At 33.5% G+C, this 19,184-nt stretch carries 17 protein-coding genes; 10 read left to right on the forward strand and 7 right to left on the reverse strand.

What is annotated here, in order from left to right; genetic code table 11:
* The 10 genes from ABW636_RS03680 (at position 1) to ABW636_RS03725 (ending at position 14,320) form a co-directional block, all read left to right on the forward strand.
* On the forward strand, positions 1-2,133 hold the full coding sequence (locus ABW636_RS03680) for a flotillin family protein (RefSeq protein ID WP_367588598.1): 2,133 nt from the start codon (positions 1-3) through the stop codon (positions 2,131-2,133).
* 197 nt (positions 2,134-2,330) lie between these two features.
* Entirely contained in the window at positions 2,331-2,597 is a 267-nt protein-coding gene (locus tag ABW636_RS03685) for a hypothetical protein (protein WP_367588599.1), read from the forward strand.
* A 163-nt stretch (positions 2,598-2,760) separates the two neighbouring features.
* Positions 2,761-7,740, forward strand: coding sequence for a DNA repair ATPase (locus ABW636_RS03690; protein ID WP_367588600.1), 4,980 nt, complete (start codon positions 2,761-2,763; stop codon positions 7,738-7,740).
* A 91-nt stretch (positions 7,741-7,831) separates the two neighbouring features.
* On the forward strand, positions 7,832-8,329 hold the full coding sequence (locus tag ABW636_RS03695; RefSeq protein ID WP_367588601.1) for a MarR family winged helix-turn-helix transcriptional regulator: 498 nt from the start codon (positions 7,832-7,834) through the stop codon (positions 8,327-8,329).
* Positions 8,330-8,410: 81 nt separating this feature from the next.
* The gene (locus ABW636_RS03700) at positions 8,411-8,872 is read left to right on the forward strand and encodes a GNAT family N-acetyltransferase (protein WP_367588602.1); all 462 of its coding nucleotides are present in this window, start codon (positions 8,411-8,413) and stop codon (positions 8,870-8,872) included.
* 306 nt (positions 8,873-9,178) lie between these two features.
* Positions 9,179-9,856 (forward strand): hypothetical protein, encoded by a 678-nt coding sequence (locus tag ABW636_RS03705; protein WP_367588603.1) that lies wholly within the window; start codon positions 9,179-9,181, stop codon positions 9,854-9,856.
* Positions 9,857-10,587: 731 nt separating this feature from the next.
* Complete coding sequence (locus ABW636_RS03710) at positions 10,588-11,385, forward strand: sensor histidine kinase (protein WP_367588604.1); 798 nt, start codon at positions 10,588-10,590, stop codon at positions 11,383-11,385.
* 49 nt (positions 11,386-11,434) lie between these two features.
* The gene (locus tag ABW636_RS03715) at positions 11,435-12,076 is read left to right on the forward strand and encodes a response regulator (protein ID WP_367588659.1); all 642 of its coding nucleotides are present in this window, start codon (positions 11,435-11,437) and stop codon (positions 12,074-12,076) included.
* Between the two features lie 178 nt (positions 12,077-12,254).
* The gene (rpoN, locus tag ABW636_RS03720) at positions 12,255-13,715 is read left to right on the forward strand and encodes an RNA polymerase factor sigma-54 (RefSeq protein ID WP_367588605.1); all 1,461 of its coding nucleotides are present in this window, start codon (positions 12,255-12,257) and stop codon (positions 13,713-13,715) included.
* Complete coding sequence (locus tag ABW636_RS03725) at positions 13,715-14,320, forward strand: hypothetical protein (RefSeq protein WP_367588606.1); 606 nt, start codon at positions 13,715-13,717, stop codon at positions 14,318-14,320. The genes rpoN and ABW636_RS03725 overlap by 1 nt, the downstream gene beginning before the upstream one ends.
* Here the strand turns inward: ABW636_RS03725 and ABW636_RS03730 are convergent.
* The 7 genes from ABW636_RS03730 to ABW636_RS03760 form a co-directional block, all read right to left on the reverse strand.
* A complete protein-coding gene (locus ABW636_RS03730) occupies positions 14,315-15,025 on the reverse strand; it encodes a porin family protein (protein WP_367588607.1) in 711 nt (236 codons plus the stop codon). The genes ABW636_RS03725 and ABW636_RS03730 overlap by 6 nt on opposite strands.
* Before the next feature lie 147 nt (positions 15,026-15,172).
* On the reverse strand, positions 15,173-15,652 hold the full coding sequence (locus tag ABW636_RS03735; protein ID WP_367588608.1) for an ExbD/TolR family protein: 480 nt from the start codon (positions 15,650-15,652) through the stop codon (positions 15,173-15,175).
* Positions 15,653-15,675: 23 nt separating this feature from the next.
* Complete coding sequence (locus ABW636_RS03740; protein ID WP_367588609.1) at positions 15,676-16,269, reverse strand: ExbD/TolR family protein; 594 nt, start codon at positions 16,267-16,269, stop codon at positions 15,676-15,678.
* A gap of 372 nt (positions 16,270-16,641) precedes the next feature.
* The gene (locus tag ABW636_RS03745; protein WP_367588610.1) at positions 16,642-17,124 is read right to left on the reverse strand and encodes an ExbD/TolR family protein; all 483 of its coding nucleotides are present in this window, start codon (positions 17,122-17,124) and stop codon (positions 16,642-16,644) included.
* A 23-nt stretch (positions 17,125-17,147) separates the two neighbouring features.
* Entirely contained in the window at positions 17,148-17,756 is a 609-nt protein-coding gene (locus ABW636_RS03750; protein ID WP_367588611.1) for an ExbD/TolR family protein, read from the reverse strand.
* A gap of 2 nt (positions 17,757-17,758) precedes the next feature.
* On the reverse strand, positions 17,759-18,232 hold the full coding sequence (locus ABW636_RS03755; protein WP_367588612.1) for a hypothetical protein: 474 nt from the start codon (positions 18,230-18,232) through the stop codon (positions 17,759-17,761).
* Positions 18,233-18,354: 122 nt separating this feature from the next.
* Complete coding sequence (locus ABW636_RS03760) at positions 18,355-19,158, reverse strand: MotA/TolQ/ExbB proton channel family protein (RefSeq protein ID WP_367588613.1); 804 nt, start codon at positions 19,156-19,158, stop codon at positions 18,355-18,357.
* Positions 19,159-19,184 lie beyond the last annotated feature (26 nt).

A 19,184-nucleotide genomic window follows, 5' to 3' on the forward strand; every position in this document is an offset into this window, starting at 1 on the left:
ATGGAAAACATTTTACCTTTTATTGGAATAGGCATTGGACTCATATTATTCCTTATCATCGTATACTTTGCGATTATCGCAATGTTCTACAAAAAAATCCCTCAAGGACAAGCACTTGTTCGAACAGGTTTCAAAGGAACCAAAGTAGCAACAGACAAAGGACTGTATGTTGTTCCTGTATTTCACAAAGTTGAAATTATGGACATATCGGTAAAGAAAATTCAAATAGAACGATTAGGGAACGACGGTCTTGTTTGTAAAGATAATATGCGAGCAGATATCAAAGTTGCTTTCTTCGTAAGAGTAAATAGTGAAGTAGACTATATCAAAAAAGTTGCTCAAACTATCGGTTGTGAAAGAGCATCACATATTACAACACTTGAAGACTTATTCGAAGCTAAATTTTCAGAAGCACTTAAAACCGTAGGAAAAAAGTTTGATTTCACAGAACTTTATGAAGCTCGAAGAGAGTTTAGAGACGAGATTGTAGATATCATTGGAACTGACCTAAATGGATATACACTAGAGGATTGTGCTATCGATTATTTAGAACAAACACCGGTTTCATTCCTAAAATCAGATAATATTTTGGATGCAGAAGGTATTAAAAAGATTACAGAATTAACCGCCGCGCAAAACATGAAATCTAACTTGATCAAACGTGATGAAGAAAAGGTGATTCGTAAACAAGATGTTGAAGCTCGTGAAGCTATCCTAGAGCTTGATAAGCAATTAGCAGAAAAAGAAGAGCAACAGAGACGTGAGATTGCTAATATCAAAGCTCGTGAAGAAGCAGAAATCCTAAAGGTATCAGAAGAAGAAAGACTAAAATCTGAATCTGCCCGTATTTCTACAGAAGAAAAAGTAAAGGTGGCCGAAGAAAATATGGAGCGCCAGATCATAGTAGCGGCCAAAAACAAACAACGAACCGATGTTGTAGAAACAGAAAGAGTAGAGAAAGACAGAATGCTAGAGGCTACAGAGCGTGAACGTATTGTTACCCTTGCTCAAATAGAAAAAGAAAAAGTAGTAGAAGTCGAGAAAAAGAATATTCAGGATGTGATTCGTGATCGTGTAACCTTAGAAAAAGGTGTGGTAGAAGAGCAAGAAAACATGAAGGACATCGAAGCTTTTAAAACTGCCGATCGTGAGAAACAAGTAAAAATTACCATTGCCGAAGCAAATGCGCAAGAAGCATTAATCACAACCATCAAAGCAGCAGAAGCACAAAAAGAAGCTGCCAAGCAAAAAGCAGAAGAAATTAATATCGAAGCACAAGCACAAAAAGAAGCTAGCGAAAAAGAAGCAGAAGCTCGTAAAACATTAGCAGAAGCTACTGCCAAAGAAGAAGCAACTATTGGTATGTCTGAAGCTCAAGTAATGCATGCAAAAGCAGATGCTCACGAACGAGAAGGTTTGGTAGAGGCAACTATCATAGAGAAAAAGGCAAAAGCAGAAGCAGCTGGAATACTTGCTAAAGCAGAAGCCGTAAAAGAAGAAGGAATTGCAGAGGCAGAAGTAATCAAAGAAAAAGCGTTAGCAGAAGCCACTGGTGATAAAGAAAAAGCACTTGCCAAAGCTATTGGTGATAAAGAAATAGCATTAGCAGAAGCAGCCGGAATCGAAGAGAAGGCAGAAGCAATGAAAAAACTAGATGGTGTAGGTAAAGAACATGAAGAGTTTAAATTACGATTAGATAAAGAATTACAAGTAGACTTAGCACATGTTAATATTCAAAAAGAAATTGCTTATGCGCAGGCAGATGTAATTGGAGAAGCACTAAAAGCTGCTAATATTGATATCGTAGGTGGTGAAACTATGTTCTTTGATCAAATTGTAGGTCAGATTACAAAAGCCAAAGGAATTGATCGATTAGTAAAACACTCTGATAATATTCAGGATGTAAAAGATGCTATTCTAGGAAGTGATGATGTAAAAGGTAATCTTTTAGGGAAAATAAAAGAATTTGCTACTCAATACGGAATCTCTTCTGAAGATATTAAAAACTTGACAATAGCCAATATCCTAATGGATTTGAAACAGAAAACTACAGATCCTTCAGAAAATGATCTATTCACCAACCTGTTTAACCTTGCAAAAGGGTTAGGGTTATCTGACAAAAAACTGAACTAAAATATTAAAAACACAACCAAAAACTCTCCTCCTTTTAAAAGGAGGAGAATGAATTCCGCAAAGCGGAAGAAAAGAGGTGGTTAAAAACCGCAATTCATTTATGAATCAACTCATAAACACATTTTTAAACCCATAAAAGTCTTCTCATCCTGAGGAGGCTTAGGATGGGAATTGTTTAACTTTTAATACGGTTTAATATGGGAGGAGAAGGAGCAATGATGCAAGCTATTCATTCATTACGGAATAATAGCAGAAAAAAAAGCAGAGAAGCTTTTAGTCATATCACTGGTAAAACAGACAAAGAAAGTAAAGGCATCAAAGTAGAGCCAATTTCTGAAGAAAGATTACAGGAGATTAGAGATAAATTACGAAAAGAGAGAAAACTCCTTTTTAGAAAGAGACTGATCGTTTCTTTATTGATTATAACTGGAGTTATCGGAATAATGATTTATGCTATTATCTAAATGCTCTCCTCCTTTTGAAGGAGGAGAATGAATTCCGTAAAACGGAAGAAAGAGGTGGTTGGGGATCACACACCACCCTGAATTTATCTTTGACAAATTCTTCCCTCCTCAGAGAGGAGGGGAACTTTAAAATAACTCTGAATAAAAATTAGAGTAAAAAACTATGGAAGAAACGAATACCAACCAACATACTCAATTAGAAGGAGGTACTTACGAAATCATCCAAAATCGTTTACAAAAACATAAGGGTGAACTACAAAAACGATTGGTTCAATTAAACGATGCCCGTAAAGAAGTTTTTGGTAGTGTAGAAACCAAACTTATAGCTAACAATCGCATCAATACCGAAAACAATTGTATTGCACGTGATATTGTTACCATTGGCGAATACTGCTTATTTGGTTACAATGTGCACTTTGGATTACGTACAGAAATACAACTTGCCGATGTTTTTAGCATCTATACCTATACCAATGATCATTTTTCTGTAAAGCCACTAGATCTTATTAACGATGCTACGTTTATAAACGATTTCACGAATCTTTATAAGTATTATCGCAATACGATATTCTCTAAATTTGCCATTGTTGGTAACTACCTGCATATGGTTTTTCAGCTTAGCAAAAGTGTTTCTGACATCAAAACATTTAAGTGGTTAATCAACGAGGGACAATTAACCTATGTAGATAATCGTAGTGAGCACGAGTTCAAGTTTCCGTCACAATACGAATTTAATTGGACAGAAGTTACACGTGATATGCACCGTTATGGGACGCATCCTCATATTTCTATTCTCGATAAAGTTTTTGTAGAAACCATTGGTGGTGACCTAACTATTAAAATTGAAGATAATACTGATGAAGGAAAAGGAATTCTGGATGAACCGGTAACACATATCGATCAAACACTAGATGATGGTCAATATCGTTTTGCCGATATCGGAAACCTAATAGCGCTCGAAATTAAACCTTTTCAAGAGTCTCCAAGATATTTTGTGTACAATCATAAAATGCAGGAGGTAAAGAAAATCGAATGTATTAAAGACGCGTGCATCTTGCTTCCCGATGATCAGGGAATCATTTACCCAAACGGGTATTACCTTCAATCTGGTGAACATAAACTTTTTACCAATGAGGTTTCTGATGTCAAATTTCAAGAAAAGATCAGTTCGCCCAACGGAGAAGATTTTTTATATGTCTTTTATGCTAGCGAAAAAGGGCTATACACCTTGATGTCATATAATGTTATCGAACAAGAGGTAAAAACGCCTATTATCTGTAATGGTTTTACAATTTTACAGAATGGCGAATTATGCTACTTCAAAACCGAAGATGAACAAACTAAGCACCACGTGATCCAGATATGGCAAACTCCTTTTATGAAAGGAAATATTTTGCCATCAGAACATATCGAGACGCTTATATACAAAATAGGTAATAAGGATATTGTAAAGGCAATGGCAGAATGCAATGCACTCATTACCCTTCTTAATAAAGAAGATAATTATGACGGTTTATATGATGATTTGGCAAAATTCTCTAATGACGTTATAGATAGTTATTACTGGATTAGAGAAGAAGACACATACCGTTTAGACATTCCCTTAGAAGAAATTAATAATGCGGCTAATGCAGCTATTGATGAATTCGAAAAAGTAGTTCAGCTCAGAAAAACTGCTGCCAACAGTACCAAAGAGACACAAGAAAAAGCCGAAGCTATTTTTGGAAAAATCAAAAGCAGTTCTTTTAGATCTATTGATGATTTTGTAACTGTTTTATCTCAGCTTCGATCCTTGAGAGGTGAAGTCATTGGGCTTAATGACATACGCTATGTAGATAGCACTTTTATTGAAAATTTGGAGGCTAGTATTGTAACGCAAACTGAAAAAATTTCACAACATTGTGTTCAATTTTTACTGGATGACAAAGCACTACTCCCCTATCACGATCGTATTAAAGAAAAAGAAAAAGATCTCGACACGATCAAAAAAGTAATCGAGGCCAAAAAACTTGAAGGAGAAGTAAACCAAGTCGCTACAGACTTAGAAATGCTTATCGATATCGTTTCTAACCTACAGATAGAAGACACTTCACACTCTACCAAAATTATTGATAATATCTCATTGATTTTTGCCACGATCAACCAACTCAAAGCGGGAATCAAGAATAAAATCAAATCTTTAGGCAGTAAAGAAGCTACAGCAGAGTTTGCTGCGCAGATCAAATTGGTTGACCAAAGTATTATTAACTACCTGGATATTGCCAACACCCCAGAAAAGACAGACGAGCTGCTTAATAAGGTTTCTGTTCAGCTTGAAGATCTGGAAGGTAGGTTTGCAGATTTTGAAGAATTTATCACCCTGATAATCGAAAAACGCGAAGAAGTATACAACGCTTTCGAAGGTCGAAAAAATAGCCTGATCGAAAGTCGAAATAAAAAAGCTATTGCCCTAGAAAAGGCTGCCAATCGAATTCTAAAGGGAGTTGCAAAAAAAGCATTAAGTTTTAGCACCGTTATAGATATCAATGGATATTTTGCATCTGATCTAATGATCAACAAACTGCATGATATTGTTATACAACTTAAAGAACTGGATGATGCAGGCAAAGCAGAAGCCATAGAAACAGCGGTGAAAGTTGCCAAAGAAGACGCCACAAGAAAACTAAAAGACAAACAGGATTTATATGAAGATGGAGAAAACATTATTAAACTAGGCAAACATAAGTTTGGCGTTAACAAACAGCCTCTGGATCTTACTATTGTATATAAAAATAATGCATTAGCTTATCATTTAACAGGAACCGATTTTTACCAGGAAATCACTAATGAAACATTACTAAAGTCTAAAAAGTACTGGGATCAGGAATTAATTTCTGAAAACCGAGAAGTCTATCGTTCTGCATACTTAGCTTATAAAATATTTAATAAGTATTCAATTAAGCAAAATATCAACGACTATAAAGACCTTTCGGCTATGAATGAAGAACAGCTGCTTGAACTTGTTAAATCTGAAAGCAGTAAAAATTATACCGAGGGATACGTAAAAGGCGTACACGATATAGATGCTGTTAAAATTCTAAAAGTTTTGGTAAACAAAACTTATGACTTAGGATTACTGCGTTTCACACCTAATACACGAGCATTTGCACAATATTTCTGGCACCAATTAAATTCAGAAAAACAAACCTATTGGAACGAGACTATAAAAGCTTCAGGAAAAGTTCTTGAGATTTTTCCTAATAGCATCGAGTATGAGAATGTTATTTCCGATTTAGCCCATGAGATTTCAAATTCTATTCTTATAAAGAGTTTAATTCCTGAATATTATACTACAGCACCTGTCGAAGTATCTCATAACAATTCTCACAAAAGTATAGACAAACTTAATCTTACAAAAGAATTCTTCAATCATATTGCAACGTATCTTTTTACCGAATTACAAAGTGATGACACTTTTTGCATTAGTCAAATGGCGCATGAACTTACCGAAGCATTTATTAAAGAAGTAAAAAAGAAAAAAGCATATACAGAACTTAGAAAATCACTCGAATTAGATCTCAACTTAAAGGATTCTTCAACGTGGCAAGACAAAATTAACCTTTCCTTACAATGGGTTACTTCGTACATAAAAGTATACCAACCGCAGCAGATAGACTATATTCATGAAATCATTGCTATACTATTATTTAAAAATGAGGTAACATCAGAAATAATTCATGTTACACCTTCTCAAACCATAACAGGATTAAATGGTAGTCATCAAACAATTACAGAGGGTGAATTTAGCTTCAATTATCATGATTTCATTTCAAAATTAAATCATTTTACAAAAACTGAAGTTCCTGCCTTCGAAGCATATCGTCAAGCCAAACATTTGGTTACAGAAGACTTAAAAGAAACTCTTAAGTTAGAAGAGTTTAAACCACGAGTACTTTCTTCATTTGTAAGGAACAAATTAATTGATCAGGTCTATCTTCCTCTTTTTGGAGATAACCTGGCTAAACAATTAGGTAGTGTAGGAGCTAATAAACGTACCGATCGTATGGGAATGTTATTACTCATATCCCCTCCTGGCTATGGTAAAACAACTCTTATGGAATATATGGCCAATCGCCTTGGGTTGGTCTTTATGAAAATCAATGGTCCCGCGATTGGGCATGAAGTAACTTCTGTCGATCCAATGGCCGCAAATAACTCTGCTGCCAGAGAAGAGTTAAAAAAGCTAAACCTGGCTTTTGAAATGGGGAACAATGTAATGTTGTATCTTGATGATATACAACATTGCAATCCAGAGTTTCTTCAGAAATTCATTTCACTATCAGACGGAACCAGAAAAATTGAAGGTGTTTATAACGGAAACCCAAAAACCTATGACCTAAGAAGCAAAAAATTCTGTGTAATTATGGCCGGAAACCCTTATACAGAAAGTGGTGAAAAATTTCAGATTCCAGATATGTTAGCAAACCGAGCAGATATCTATAATTTGGGAGATATTATAGGGGATACTGCAGATTTATTTAAACTTAGCTTGGTAGAAAATGCAATGACGGCCAACCCTGTTTTACATCAATTAAGCAGTTCACATTTTGAGGATATATATAGCTTAATAGAAATGGTAGAAACAGGAACAAGGGATGGTATCGAACTTAAAGGAAACCACACAAAACAAGAAATTCAGGATTATCTAGCGGTGTTAGAAAAAGTAGTTACAATTAGAAACACGGTACTTATGGTCAATGAAACCTATATTAAATCTGCAGCAATGGAAGATTCGTATAGAACAGAACCTTCGTTTAAACTACAAGGTTCGTACCGAGATATGAGCAAACTAGTCGCCAAAGTAGTCCCTATTATGAATCAAAAAGAATTACAGACCTTGCTATTGTCTCATTATGAAAACGAATCACAAACCCTGACCAGTGCAGCAGAAGCCAACCTGCTTAAATACAAAGAACTTACCAACAGCATTACAAAAGACGAAATCGACCGTTGGAATGCTATTAAAGAAACTTTTGCAAAAAACAATAAACTAAAAGGTTTTGGTGATAAAAATGAAATGGCTCAAGTTTTGGCCCAGATGATGCAGTTTAGTGATCACCTGGCAGGAATTCAAGAGGTACTCAAAAAAGGTTTAGAAAAGTAATATAAATAAAACCCTAAACAATTCAAGTCATTCAGAATTTTAGGGTTTATTTTTTTTTAATACATTTGCATAAGTACTTATATAAATACTTATGAAAGATAAATTACAACAATACGGAGAACTAGGATTGGGGTCTCGATTAAAGCGTCTTAGTGAGTACATGATGAAAGAGATACAATTAGTATATGCAAACTCTCATATAGATTTCGATCCATACTTATTCCCTATTTTTAAAGTAATTATTGATCTAGAATCAGCAACTACGACAAACATCCAGGAAGCCTTGCAATACACCCAACCTGCAATCACTCAGGCATTAAAAAAATTAATAGCAAAAAAGCTGGTTACGTACAAAATCGACAAAGTCGATAAACGAAAAAAAATCTTTAAACTTTCTTCAACCGGAAGAGAAATTCATCAAAAAATGCTGCCCTTATGGAATGTAATCGATGAGCAGGTAAAATGGTTAACCGAGGGAAGTGCGACAAGTCTAACACGACATCTTACACACATAGAGAACCAACTAAAAGAAAAATCTTTAAGTCAAAGAATATTAGAAAAATACGATGTAGATCAAATGAAAGAATGAAACAAGCTATAATAAAGTTTTTAATACATCCAAAAATGATTATTCGGCGAGTTTCATCTCACAAAACAATAGTATAAACAGATGAAAACTACAATTATACCTTTTGAACCCAGATATGCAAAAGACTTTGCTTCTCTTAATATCGAATGGTTAGAGAAATTTTTTGAAACAGAACCTCATGATGCAGCTTTACTCGAGCAATGTGAGGAGCTAATCATTAATAAGGGAGGACATATATTTTTTGCTAAAGTAGGATCTGAAATTGCAGGAACATTTTCACTTATCAAAGTAGAAGAAGGCGTCTATGAGTTAGGAAAGATGGCAGTATCACCACAATTTCAGGGACATCGAATTGGACAACAGCTTTTACAATTTTGCGTCGAATTGTCTAAAGACCAAGGATGGAAAAAATTGATATTATACTCTAATAAAATCTTAGAGAGTGCCATCCATATTTATCAAAAATATGGTTTTATAGAAATCCCACTAGAAGACACTCCCCCTTATAAAAGAAGTAACATCAAAATGGAACTTGTTTTATAAAAAAAGAGTTGATTCACTTTTTTAACAAGGGGGTTTTACCCCCTTTTTTAACAATATAAAACACCCACAACCTCACCATAAATCAACAAAACACCCCCGTAATTAAGGGGTTCACTCCTTTTCTTTTTAACAAATCTTTAAATTACTTTTTTAAAACAATAGAATAATAGTATTTTTAATACTGATAAACCTACTCGACTTGTATCAAAAACTCAAAAATATTCCCATTTGAAATGAGTTGAGCAACTAACTAATTTTTATTCTGGTTATCAACAGAATAGCGCAAACATTTTAAAAGCTTAAAAAATGGATAGAAAAACTAACTTAATCGGATACCCCATCGTCATTATCATAACCGCAATTCTGGCGTTTTTAGTCGGTAAATGTCAAGGACCAGAGGTTATTGTAGACCAAGGAGAATATCCAGCCAATGGAGACCCTGAAGAAATAATAAGCCTGGATCAGGTAGAAGATCTGTACAATAGATATGAAGACCGGGTGATGCTAATTGATTCTCTTGAAACTGATGTTCCTAATTTCGAACCTACCAGAGCCATCCTTTTTGATTATCAGGAAATAAAAAATTACCTAGCTTATATCGAGAAAAATGCTTCAGAAGCAAACGTTAGAATTTCAGGATTGCGTTTCTATTTTGGGAAATATCCTAATGATACCATTCCTGAAAAAAGAGGTAAGCAAATGCTATTTTACAACCCAACCATAGATACAGTAATTAACGGAGTAAGAGCTGATCTTGCTTATGCAATAGAAAGGCAAGGCGATGAAGTAGGCGTAACATTCTTGAAAGATATTATTGATGTAAAAGATAAGAGAAAAGGTAAGGGCCAGGCTAATCAACAAGGACAATACCAGAATGAAGCATCTATATTATCCTTTCTAAACTTTAACACAGCATATTATGGAAGGGACAGTCAGACTGGTCAAGGAGGTCAGCATAGCCCACCACCACCAGGTATGCAATAAAAACAGAGGTAACTATTATAATTTAGTTGCATCAAGTAGAAAAACAACTTGAATATGGGCAGGAAATCCCTAAAGAGTTTTCAATAAACGATAAGAATGGCCAGTGATCAATATTTAATATTCCTTAGGGATTTTTCGACCCTATTCATGGAGCTTGCTTCTGCTATTTTTGCAACTATTTATTATTACAAGTATAAAAACTCTGTTCTAAAATATTTTTTATGGTACTTATGGATATGCGTACTATGCGAATATTCTGGTTATATAATGCGAGAGTTCTTTCAACAAATTAATAATGGAATTATTTTTAACTTATTCTTTGTTTACAATTTTCTTTTTATATTCTATTTGTACAAAAAAGTACTAAAAGGTACGCTTAGAAAAAAAATAATGACATTGTATTCTATTTTTTATACAGTTGTTTTTATAGTTTGTTGTTTTACACTTAATGCATTATTTGGGTACCAATCCATATCATTTTTTGTAGGAGCTTTTGGTATAATTCTAGGTATTTTCTTTTATTTCTATGAAATCTTAAACAGCCAAAAAGTCCTTAACGTAAAAAGAAATCTGTTATTTTGGATTAGCATCGGACTTTTAATTTTTTATGTGGGAAGCATTCCATTACGAGTAGTGATTGATTATTATGCCAACATTTCATTCAATGTTTTGTTTTCTATCATCTATATATTGATTATAATTCAGAATATTTGTTATATTATAGGCTTTATATGGAGCGACAAGAAACAGCCATATTAATAGCTAGCATTGTACTTGTTTTTATCATTGTATTAATGATTATTCTCTTTTTAATATTCCAAAAAAAGAAGAATAATCTACTCTTACAACAAAAAGAAGCAGAGAAAAAATTTGAAAAAGCTATTGCAGAAACTCAAATCGAGATACGAGAAGAGACTTTACGCAATATTAGCTGGGAATTACATGACAATATCGGTCAATTGCTTACTCTCGCCAAGATACAAGTAAATATTGCTCAGGATGATCCCGAAAAATTGGCTGAAGTTACAGAAACCATAACCAAAAGCTTAACAGAGCTAAGGTCATTGTCAAAATTGATTAATCCAGATGTTATAAAGAAACTCAGTTTAACAGAAGCCATTAGATTAGAAATAGAACGTTTTAATCGTATGCAATTTATTCAGGCATCAATAACTGCAAATGAAGAAGTAGAAGAATTAGACGATAAGGCAGAAATTATAATTTTTAGAATATTACAAGAATTTTTTACGAATACAATCAAACATTCTAAAGCTTCGGCACTTGACGTAACCGTAAGTTATGACAAAGAAAAACTAGTAATACAAGCCAAAGATGATGGTATTGGTTTTGATAGCACAAACCAACAATCAACAAAAAAAGGTATTGGTTTGTCTAACATGCAAAATAGAGGAAAACTAATTGAGGCAGACATCCAACTAACTTCTGAAAAAGGAAAAGGAACCGCCATCATATTAACCTATTATTATAAAAAAGAAAATGCACTCATATTAGATCATAAAGTTGTTTAATTTTGTAAATCCCCCTTTATTATAATGAACGACGACACGTAAATAACAAATCATGAAATACTCTGTAGTAATTGTAGAAGATCATATTTTACTATCTCAGGCTTTGTCTGGACTAGTAAATGGGTTTGCAAAATTTAAAGTCTTATATATCTGTAAAAACGGAAAAGAATTACTTACCCGATTTAAGGATCCCAAAAATATCCCAGATATCGTTCTTATGGATATCAACATGCCCATCATGAATGGTATCGAAACAACAGCAGCATTAAAAGAAGAGTATCCAGACGTAAAAGTATTGGCACTTTCTGTTGAAGAAGATGAGCACACAATTTTAAAAATGCTTCGTTCTGGAGCCAAAGGATATTTATTAAAAGATACCGAAAAAAGCATTTTAGAAAACGCTTTGATTCAAGTACAAGAAACAGGATACTACCACACCAAAGATGTCACTAATTTATTACTAGACTCTCTCAATCCCAAGAAAGAAGATGCTGTTGTTCTTAAAAACAGAGAAATAGAATTCATCAAATATGCTTGTACAGAAAAAACCTATAAAGAAATCGCTAGTGAAATGTGTTTAAGTCCTAAAACAGTTGAAGGCTATAGAGATTCTATATTCGAAAAATTAAACCTAAAAAACAGGACAGGATTAGTCATTTATGCTATTAAAAATAAACTATTTGTACCTTAATCTATTTCTATAAAATTAATTATATCGGTAATATATGATAACTTCATTTAGGTCGTTTAGTTGATAATGTCAAAAAAAAACAAATTGAACCTAATTGTTTATAAACTAAACATCTTATACTATCTCAAAAACAGTGTTTTTTGTTATTTTTGTGAATACAAGAATATTACCACTTTTTATGCTTAAACAACAATTAAATTTTAAACTTTCTCAGAAGCTCTCACCGCAGCAGATTCAGCTCATGAAGCTTATCCAACTTCCTACGCAAGCATTCGAGCAACGATTGAAACAAGAAATGGAAGAAAACCCTGCTCTGGATAGTGGTAAAGAAAAGGCAGATGACTATGAAGATACTTTTAGTAATGAGAATGCTGCTGATGATGATTATGGTACAGAAAAAATTGAGGCCGAAATCAACGTTGATGAATACCTAAGTGATGATGAAATCCCTAGTTATAGATTAAGTACTAATAATTATAGTAGTGATGATGATGAAAAAAGTGTTCCTTATGCTTCTGGAACTTCATTTCATCAACACTTAATCAACCAGCTAAATACTTATCGCCTGAATGAAGAAGAAAGAGAAATTGCAGAGTTTCTTGTTGGCAGCATTGATGAAAGCGGATACATTAGGCGCTCTTTACCAGACATTTTGGATGATTTGGCATTTACTCAGAATGTATACACAACCGAAGAAAAAATTGAAAGTGTTTTACAAATTGTACATCAATTGGATCCAGCAGGAGTTGGAGCACGTAACTTACAAGAATGTCTTTGGATTCAACTGGACAGAAAAGAAATCACCATTCCGATAAAACTAGCTTCAGAAATACTAAAAAAAGCATTTGATCATTTTAGCAAAAAGCACTATGACAAACTTTTAGCAAAGTTTGATATTACCGAAAACGACCTAAAAGAGGCCATCGATGAAATTGAAAATCTAAACCCTAAACCAGGGGGTGCCTATGCCGGAAATAACCGTATGATAGAACATGTTGTTCCTGATTTTACCATTAGGATTATAGATGGGGAATTAGAATTAACACTTAATGGGCGTAATGCTCCCGAGTTACATGTTTCTAGAGAATACAACAACATGCTTCATGGCTACAAGGCTAGTAAAGAGAAATCCAAAACACAAAAAGATGCCGTACTTTTTATAAAACAAAAGTTGGACGCTGCAAAATGGTTTATCGAAGCCGTTAAACAACGACAACAAACTCTTTTCGTTACTATGAGTGCAATAATGCACTATCAAAAAGGTTATTTTTTGAGTGGAGATGAACGAAACCTTAAACCCATGATTCTAAAAGACATTGCAGATGAAATTAATATGGATGTTAGTACGGTCTCCAGGGTTGCAAATAGCAAGTATGTAGACACTCCTTATGGAACTAAGCTTATCAAAGAGTTCTTTTCTGAATCAATGACAAATGATCAGGGAGAAGAAGTTTCTACCCGCGAAATCAAAAAAATATTAGAAATTACTATCGGAGAAGAAGATAAGAAAAAACCATTGACAGATGAAAAGCTTGCTTCTATCTTAAAAGAAAAAGGGTATCCTATTGCCCGAAGAACAGTAGCTAAATATAGAGAGCAATTGGATATTCCTGTTGCAAGATTACGAAAAAAGATTTAATGAATTTTTTCCTTAGAAGTGTTTCATATATTATCCATCCATTATTGATGCCTATTCTTGGCGCATTGATTTATTTTATCGTAGCTCCAAGATTTATTCCAGATGAAATTATAATAAGTAAACTTTTTGTTTTGGTGATCATCACGATTATTATTCCAATCATACTATACTTTTTACTTAAAAACCTGGGGCTAGTATCCTCTATACACATAGAAAATGTCAAGCAACGTAAGATTCCCCTATTACTTCAATCTATTATTCTTATTATAGTAATCAAAATGGTAATAGACATATACCATTTCCCTGCTTTATATTTTTTCTTTCTTGGCGCATTATTTTCTCTCTTAAGCGCCATATTTATGGTTCTTTTTAGTATTAAAGCGAGTCTTCATATGATAGGCATAAGTGCTATTACTATTTTTGCAATTACACTTAGTATCCATTTCGGATTAAATTTAACGCTTTTAATCGCCGTATTAATGACACTTAATGGCTTGGTAGCTACATCTCGTCTTTATTGCAAAGCACACACTACCAAAGAGCTTATCATCGGATGTGTTATTGGTATTCTTCCTCAAATTACCCTTGCCAATTTATGGCTATAAAATATAAAACATTAATCCAATTTTTGCAGTATTAAGCCCAACTGATTCATTATTTATCCTTGCTGTATCATCGAACAATGTGTTTAAACTGTAATAGAAATGAAAATTAAAGGTATTCCAACCAAATGTAAATGTAGTTCCAATACGCCAGCGATTTAAGCCATCTACAGTTTTTTGACGCACTTGATTATCGGGTTGTTTAAAGTTTGACCTAAAAGCATATAGATACCCCACTTTAACACCAGTATATATTCTATAAAACTTATGAGTCTCTGAGGTTGATGTCCTCCATCGAAATTCAAGAGGAGCTTCTACCAAATGCGTAGAAAACTTATTCGAATCATAAGCCACATCATTTAACGAACTAAATATACTTTTCTGGGTATCCTCTTCTTCTCCTATAAACATATCTTGTATATAAATGTTTAATGAATACCCTAACCCCAACCCTATTGCCAGATCACGATTCTTATTAATAGGCATATCTCTTATAAACCCCAAATGCAATCCTCCAGAAAACCCAGACTGACTAATATCTGCCGGTTTGTTGAGAAGTAAATTAAAAGTTACTCCTGCATAGAATTGATCCTCTCTGTAAAGGGCATCAATTTCTGCATCTTTATTTACTTCAATTTTTTCTTCCTGGGCAAAAGAAAAATAGAACGAGAAAAACCAACAAATACTAATTAAGAATACTTTATTCATAAAACTTATAATTTCAAACCCAAAGTAGGATACTAAAATAAATCTATTTCTTCAGATAAGTATCAAAACTTTAACAAACAAAAGTAAAAACAAACAACAACCCCTATAACAAAAGGGATTGTTGTTTGTTTTAAGCAACTCACAACCTCATTTATTAGAATTACTTCCATCTTTCAACCGTGTAGTATAATTGATTTTAAGTGCATTTACTTCTTTAAGTTCTTTTTTTATATCACCTACTAATCCCATCCTGATTTCTTTATCAATCTTTAGCGATGTTATCAAAAAAGGACGTAAAGATTCTTTTTTAGACGCTCTTTCTGCCATTATAAATGCTTTTATATCCTTTACCTCTGCAAACTTATCATTAAGCTGAATTCTTGCTTCGGATCCAACATTTCTATATCGTGAGCTTGGTCTACCAACATATACATTCATGATTAAATTTTTAGTATCCAACTTCTCGACCTGATTTGCAGAAGGCAATCTATTCTCTATCATCAATGTATTTTTTCTCATCACCGTTGCTACCATAAAGAAAAAAAGCAACATAAATACAATGTCTGGTAATGATGCTGTAGAAATTTCGGGGGTATTAATTTTTTTTCTGTTTTTTAATTTGGCCATAATTTTTAAATATTAGATGGGTATTAACGTGTTAATGAAGTTTCAGAAATTTTTTCTGGATACAGGGATTGAATTTTTAACATACGCTCTCTAGCTAGGTGTTTTTCGCTAGGAGAATTGCTATTCAAGTTTTGTTTTATAACCTCATACGACACTCCATACAACCTTTCTGATTCTCTATTGCGTAATTGGTTATATGCCTCCATTAATTCGTTCTGAACAGCCACATACATCTCATAACTACTTTCTCTATCACTAACCAGAGATATCACAGCTTTATCTGGATGATCAGAAGATTTTTTATCATTCTTTCCTCTACAATAATCACAACTCGCATTACCGCCATTATCCAAAAATGCTATGGTGGTATTTTTAAGTTCTTCTACCGATAATATATTTCCCTCTACAGCCAACTCATCATTTTGGTTTATAGCTATTTCCAAAACATTTTTTTCTTTAATATAAGTATCAATTGGATCATCTTGAGGCGGTGACAGCTGTCTGCGAATTCCATAATCGGTTTCTATGGTAGTAGTTACTAAAAAAAAGATGAGTAATAAAAATGCGATATCAGCCATTGATCCCGCATTAACACTTGGTGTCAATCGTTTTGTCATAATAAAAATATTTAGTTAATAATTACTTACAAAATCTTTAAACCAAGATCTTAAGTGATGTGAATAGATTAGAAAAGGCTACATATTCTACTAAAAGTGGCACCTCAAAACATATAAATACCTCGACACACTTTTAAACAAGAGACCTCTTGTTAATTTGCCATAAAAAATACCGTTGAAAAAAATAGTATCTATACCTAATATCACTTTTGGAAGGTTAGTAAATGATATTATAAAAAATAGATCTTAATTAACCATAACATAAACAATTGTTATGCCATTATTAAAGAGAATATGAGTGAAAATAAAAAAACCTGTCATAAGACAGGTTTTTTTAAACATTTTAAAAAGTAAACTAAATAGTTATAGTCATTAATTAAAATTATCCATTGCACTACCCGTTCTGGTAGTATAGTTAATTTTTAATGCCTGAACATCTCTAAGTTCCTTTTTTATATCTCCAACTAATCCCATATTGGTATCACCGTCTACCTTTAAGGCAGTGGTCAAAAATGGAACCAGTTCTTCTCTTTTGGATGCTCTTTCTGCTAATATAAATGCTTTTACTTCACTTACATCTGCGAATTTATCGTTAAGCTGGATTCTTGCTTCACTACCTGCACTTGCACGGTATCTAGAGCTAGGTTTTCCTGCATAGATATACATCACCAAATCTTTTTTATCTAACTTTTCTATTTGATCTGCGGTTGGTAACTTATTTTCGATCATCAAAGTATTTTGACGCATTACCGTTGCCACCATAAAGAAAAATAATAACATAAAAACAATATCTGGTAATGATGCCGTAGAAATCGCTGGTAAATCACCACTCTTTTTCTTTTTAAATTTTGACATAAGAATTATGTTTTATGTTAATATTACTTTTTAGGTTCTGCTTCCGAAAGTTTTTCAGGAAACATAAACTGGATTTGCTTGATATCTTCTTTCAAAGACTCTTTATTACCAGCATAATTTACATCTTTTAAATCTTTTTCCATTTGTTCAAAAGATTTACCAAAAAGACGATTTGCCTCTCTGTTACGCAATGTTGTATATGCCGCTACTAATTCATTTTGTACCGCTATATAAGCTGAGTAATTAGTTTCTCTATTATTACGCAAAGAGATTACAGCTTTTGTTGGATTATCTGAAGAAGAAGGATCTTTTGCTCCCTGGCAAAATGTACATGCTTCTACTCCTTGTCCTCCACCATTGTCTAAGAACTTAATAGCAGCTTCACGAAGGTCTTTTAATTCCATCGGAGCTTCTTCAACTAATAAATCATTATTTTTATTCAATTCTACCACAAAAATATTTTTCTGCTTAAGAATTGGTGGTTCTATATTCTCTTCCTGCGGAGGTGGAAGCTTACGACTAATACCACTATCAGTTTCGATAGTAGTAGTAACCAGGAAGAAAATAAGAAGTAAGAATGCAATATCGGCCATTGACCCTGCATTTACTTCTGGTGCTGATCTTCTTGCCATAATTATTTACCTATTAATTTTTTAATCCCAGAAAGAAACATTAGTCCCACTGCAACTGCAGCTAAAACATAAAATGTATACAATCCAGCTCCTACCCATTTTGAACCACTAGCAGAAAGAACTTCTCCATCTTTCATCGGTGTTTCTACTCCATCAGCAAGAACAAAACCAAGTCCTACTATGATTAGAAAAGCTACTAGCCCGATAGCGGTATTTTTAAGGCTTTTTGGATTCTTTGCCATAGTTGAAAATACGGCAATTAATGTTGCTATTAATGTAACAACAAAAATCACTAATGTTAAGCTGTACAAAGGTGTTACGGTAGATTCAGCAATATCCAAAGGTAGCTCTCTAGCTTCAGAAACACTATTTTCTGCCATCAGAGTACTTATTGAGCTACTCATAACATACCAAAGAAGTCCTCCTAAGATTCCTACTCCCAGCACAACATATGATAATATTTTAGAAATTTTCATGTGTCTATTTTTTAATTTTGGAATACTTACTTCGGCATTCCGATTAAATAATAAGAATTAATTACTCTTACATTCCTAAATAAGGAACAATACTTATGGGCTTATCCCAAAAGAATAAATTCTTATTTTTTATTCTTGTAAGCTACCAACATATCGATTAAAGTAATCGAAGCATCTTCCATATCGTTTACAATTCTATCAATTTTTGCAACGATATAGTTATAAAATATTTGAAGAATAATTGCCACAATCAGTCCAAATACAGTAGTAAGAAGTGCTACTTTAATACCTCCAGCTACAAGAGATGGCTGCATATCACCAGCTGCTTCAATTTTATCAAATGCTTGAATCATACCAATTACCGTACCCATGAAACCTAACATAGGAGCAAGAGCGATAAATAAAGATACCCAAGAAACATTCTTTTCTAATTGTCCCATTTGAACACCTCCATAAGCAACAACAGCTTTTTCTGCCGCATCGATGCTTTCATCTGCTCTATCTAAACCTTGATAGTAAATTGAGGCAACAGGTCCTTTTGTATTTCTACAAACTTCTTTTGCTGCTTCAACACCGCCACTATTTAGCGCATCTTCTACATCTTGTTGTAATTTCTTAGTATTTGTTGTAGAAAGATTTAAAAAGATAATTCTTTCAATAGCTATCGCAAGACCTAATATCAAACATAAAAGTACGATACCCATAAATTCTGGGCCTCCTTCTATAAAACGTTTTTTAAGATTTTGGTGAAATGACAGTTCGCTGCTAGCTTCAGTTACTGCTTCTTCTTGAGTCGTTGTCGTAGTTATAGGAGCAATTAATAATTGCATATTTGCCGATAATAACTGGGCAGGAGCAGTAGAAGCTTGTAAATTTCCAAAAGTCATAACTGCTGCGATTGCCAGAATAGAAAATAATCTTTTCATTGCGCTGATTCTTAATTTTAATTAGT

This window comes from Aquimarina discodermiae, assembly GCF_040786235.1.
GTDB lineage: Bacteria > Bacteroidota > Bacteroidia > Flavobacteriales > Flavobacteriaceae > Aquimarina.

Bases quoted from the DNA above. Each gene is read 5' to 3' on its own strand.
- ABW636_RS03680 (WP_367588598.1), top strand. From the start codon at position 1: ATGGAAAACATTTTACCTTTTATTGGAATAGGCATTGGACTCATATTA.
- ABW636_RS03685 (WP_367588599.1), top strand. From the start codon at position 2,331: ATGGGAGGAGAAGGAGCAATGATGCAAGCTATTCATTCATTACGGAAT.
- ABW636_RS03690 (WP_367588600.1), top strand. From the start codon at position 2,761: ATGGAAGAAACGAATACCAACCAACATACTCAATTAGAAGGAGGTACT.
- ABW636_RS03695 (WP_367588601.1), top strand. From the start codon at position 7,832: ATGAAAGATAAATTACAACAATACGGAGAACTAGGATTGGGGTCTCGA.
- ABW636_RS03700 (WP_367588602.1), top strand. From the start codon at position 8,411: ATGAAAACTACAATTATACCTTTTGAACCCAGATATGCAAAAGACTTT.
- ABW636_RS03705 (WP_367588603.1), top strand. From the start codon at position 9,179: ATGGATAGAAAAACTAACTTAATCGGATACCCCATCGTCATTATCATA.
- ABW636_RS03710 (WP_367588604.1), top strand. From the start codon at position 10,588: ATGGAGCGACAAGAAACAGCCATATTAATAGCTAGCATTGTACTTGTT.
- rpoN (WP_367588605.1), top strand. From the start codon at position 12,255: ATGCTTAAACAACAATTAAATTTTAAACTTTCTCAGAAGCTCTCACCG.
- ABW636_RS03725 (WP_367588606.1), top strand. From the start codon at position 13,715: ATGAATTTTTTCCTTAGAAGTGTTTCATATATTATCCATCCATTATTG.
- ABW636_RS03730 (WP_367588607.1), bottom strand. From the start codon at position 15,025: ATGAATAAAGTATTCTTAATTAGTATTTGTTGGTTTTTCTCGTTCTAT.
- ABW636_RS03735 (WP_367588608.1), bottom strand. From the start codon at position 15,652: ATGGCCAAATTAAAAAACAGAAAAAAAATTAATACCCCCGAAATTTCT.
- ABW636_RS03740 (WP_367588609.1), bottom strand. From the start codon at position 16,269: ATGACAAAACGATTGACACCAAGTGTTAATGCGGGATCAATGGCTGAT.
- ABW636_RS03745 (WP_367588610.1), bottom strand. From the start codon at position 17,124: ATGTCAAAATTTAAAAAGAAAAAGAGTGGTGATTTACCAGCGATTTCT.
- ABW636_RS03750 (WP_367588611.1), bottom strand. From the start codon at position 17,756: ATGGCAAGAAGATCAGCACCAGAAGTAAATGCAGGGTCAATGGCCGAT.
- ABW636_RS03755 (WP_367588612.1), bottom strand. From the start codon at position 18,232: ATGAAAATTTCTAAAATATTATCATATGTTGTGCTGGGAGTAGGAATC.
- ABW636_RS03760 (WP_367588613.1), bottom strand. From the start codon at position 19,158: ATGAAAAGATTATTTTCTATTCTGGCAATCGCAGCAGTTATGACTTTT.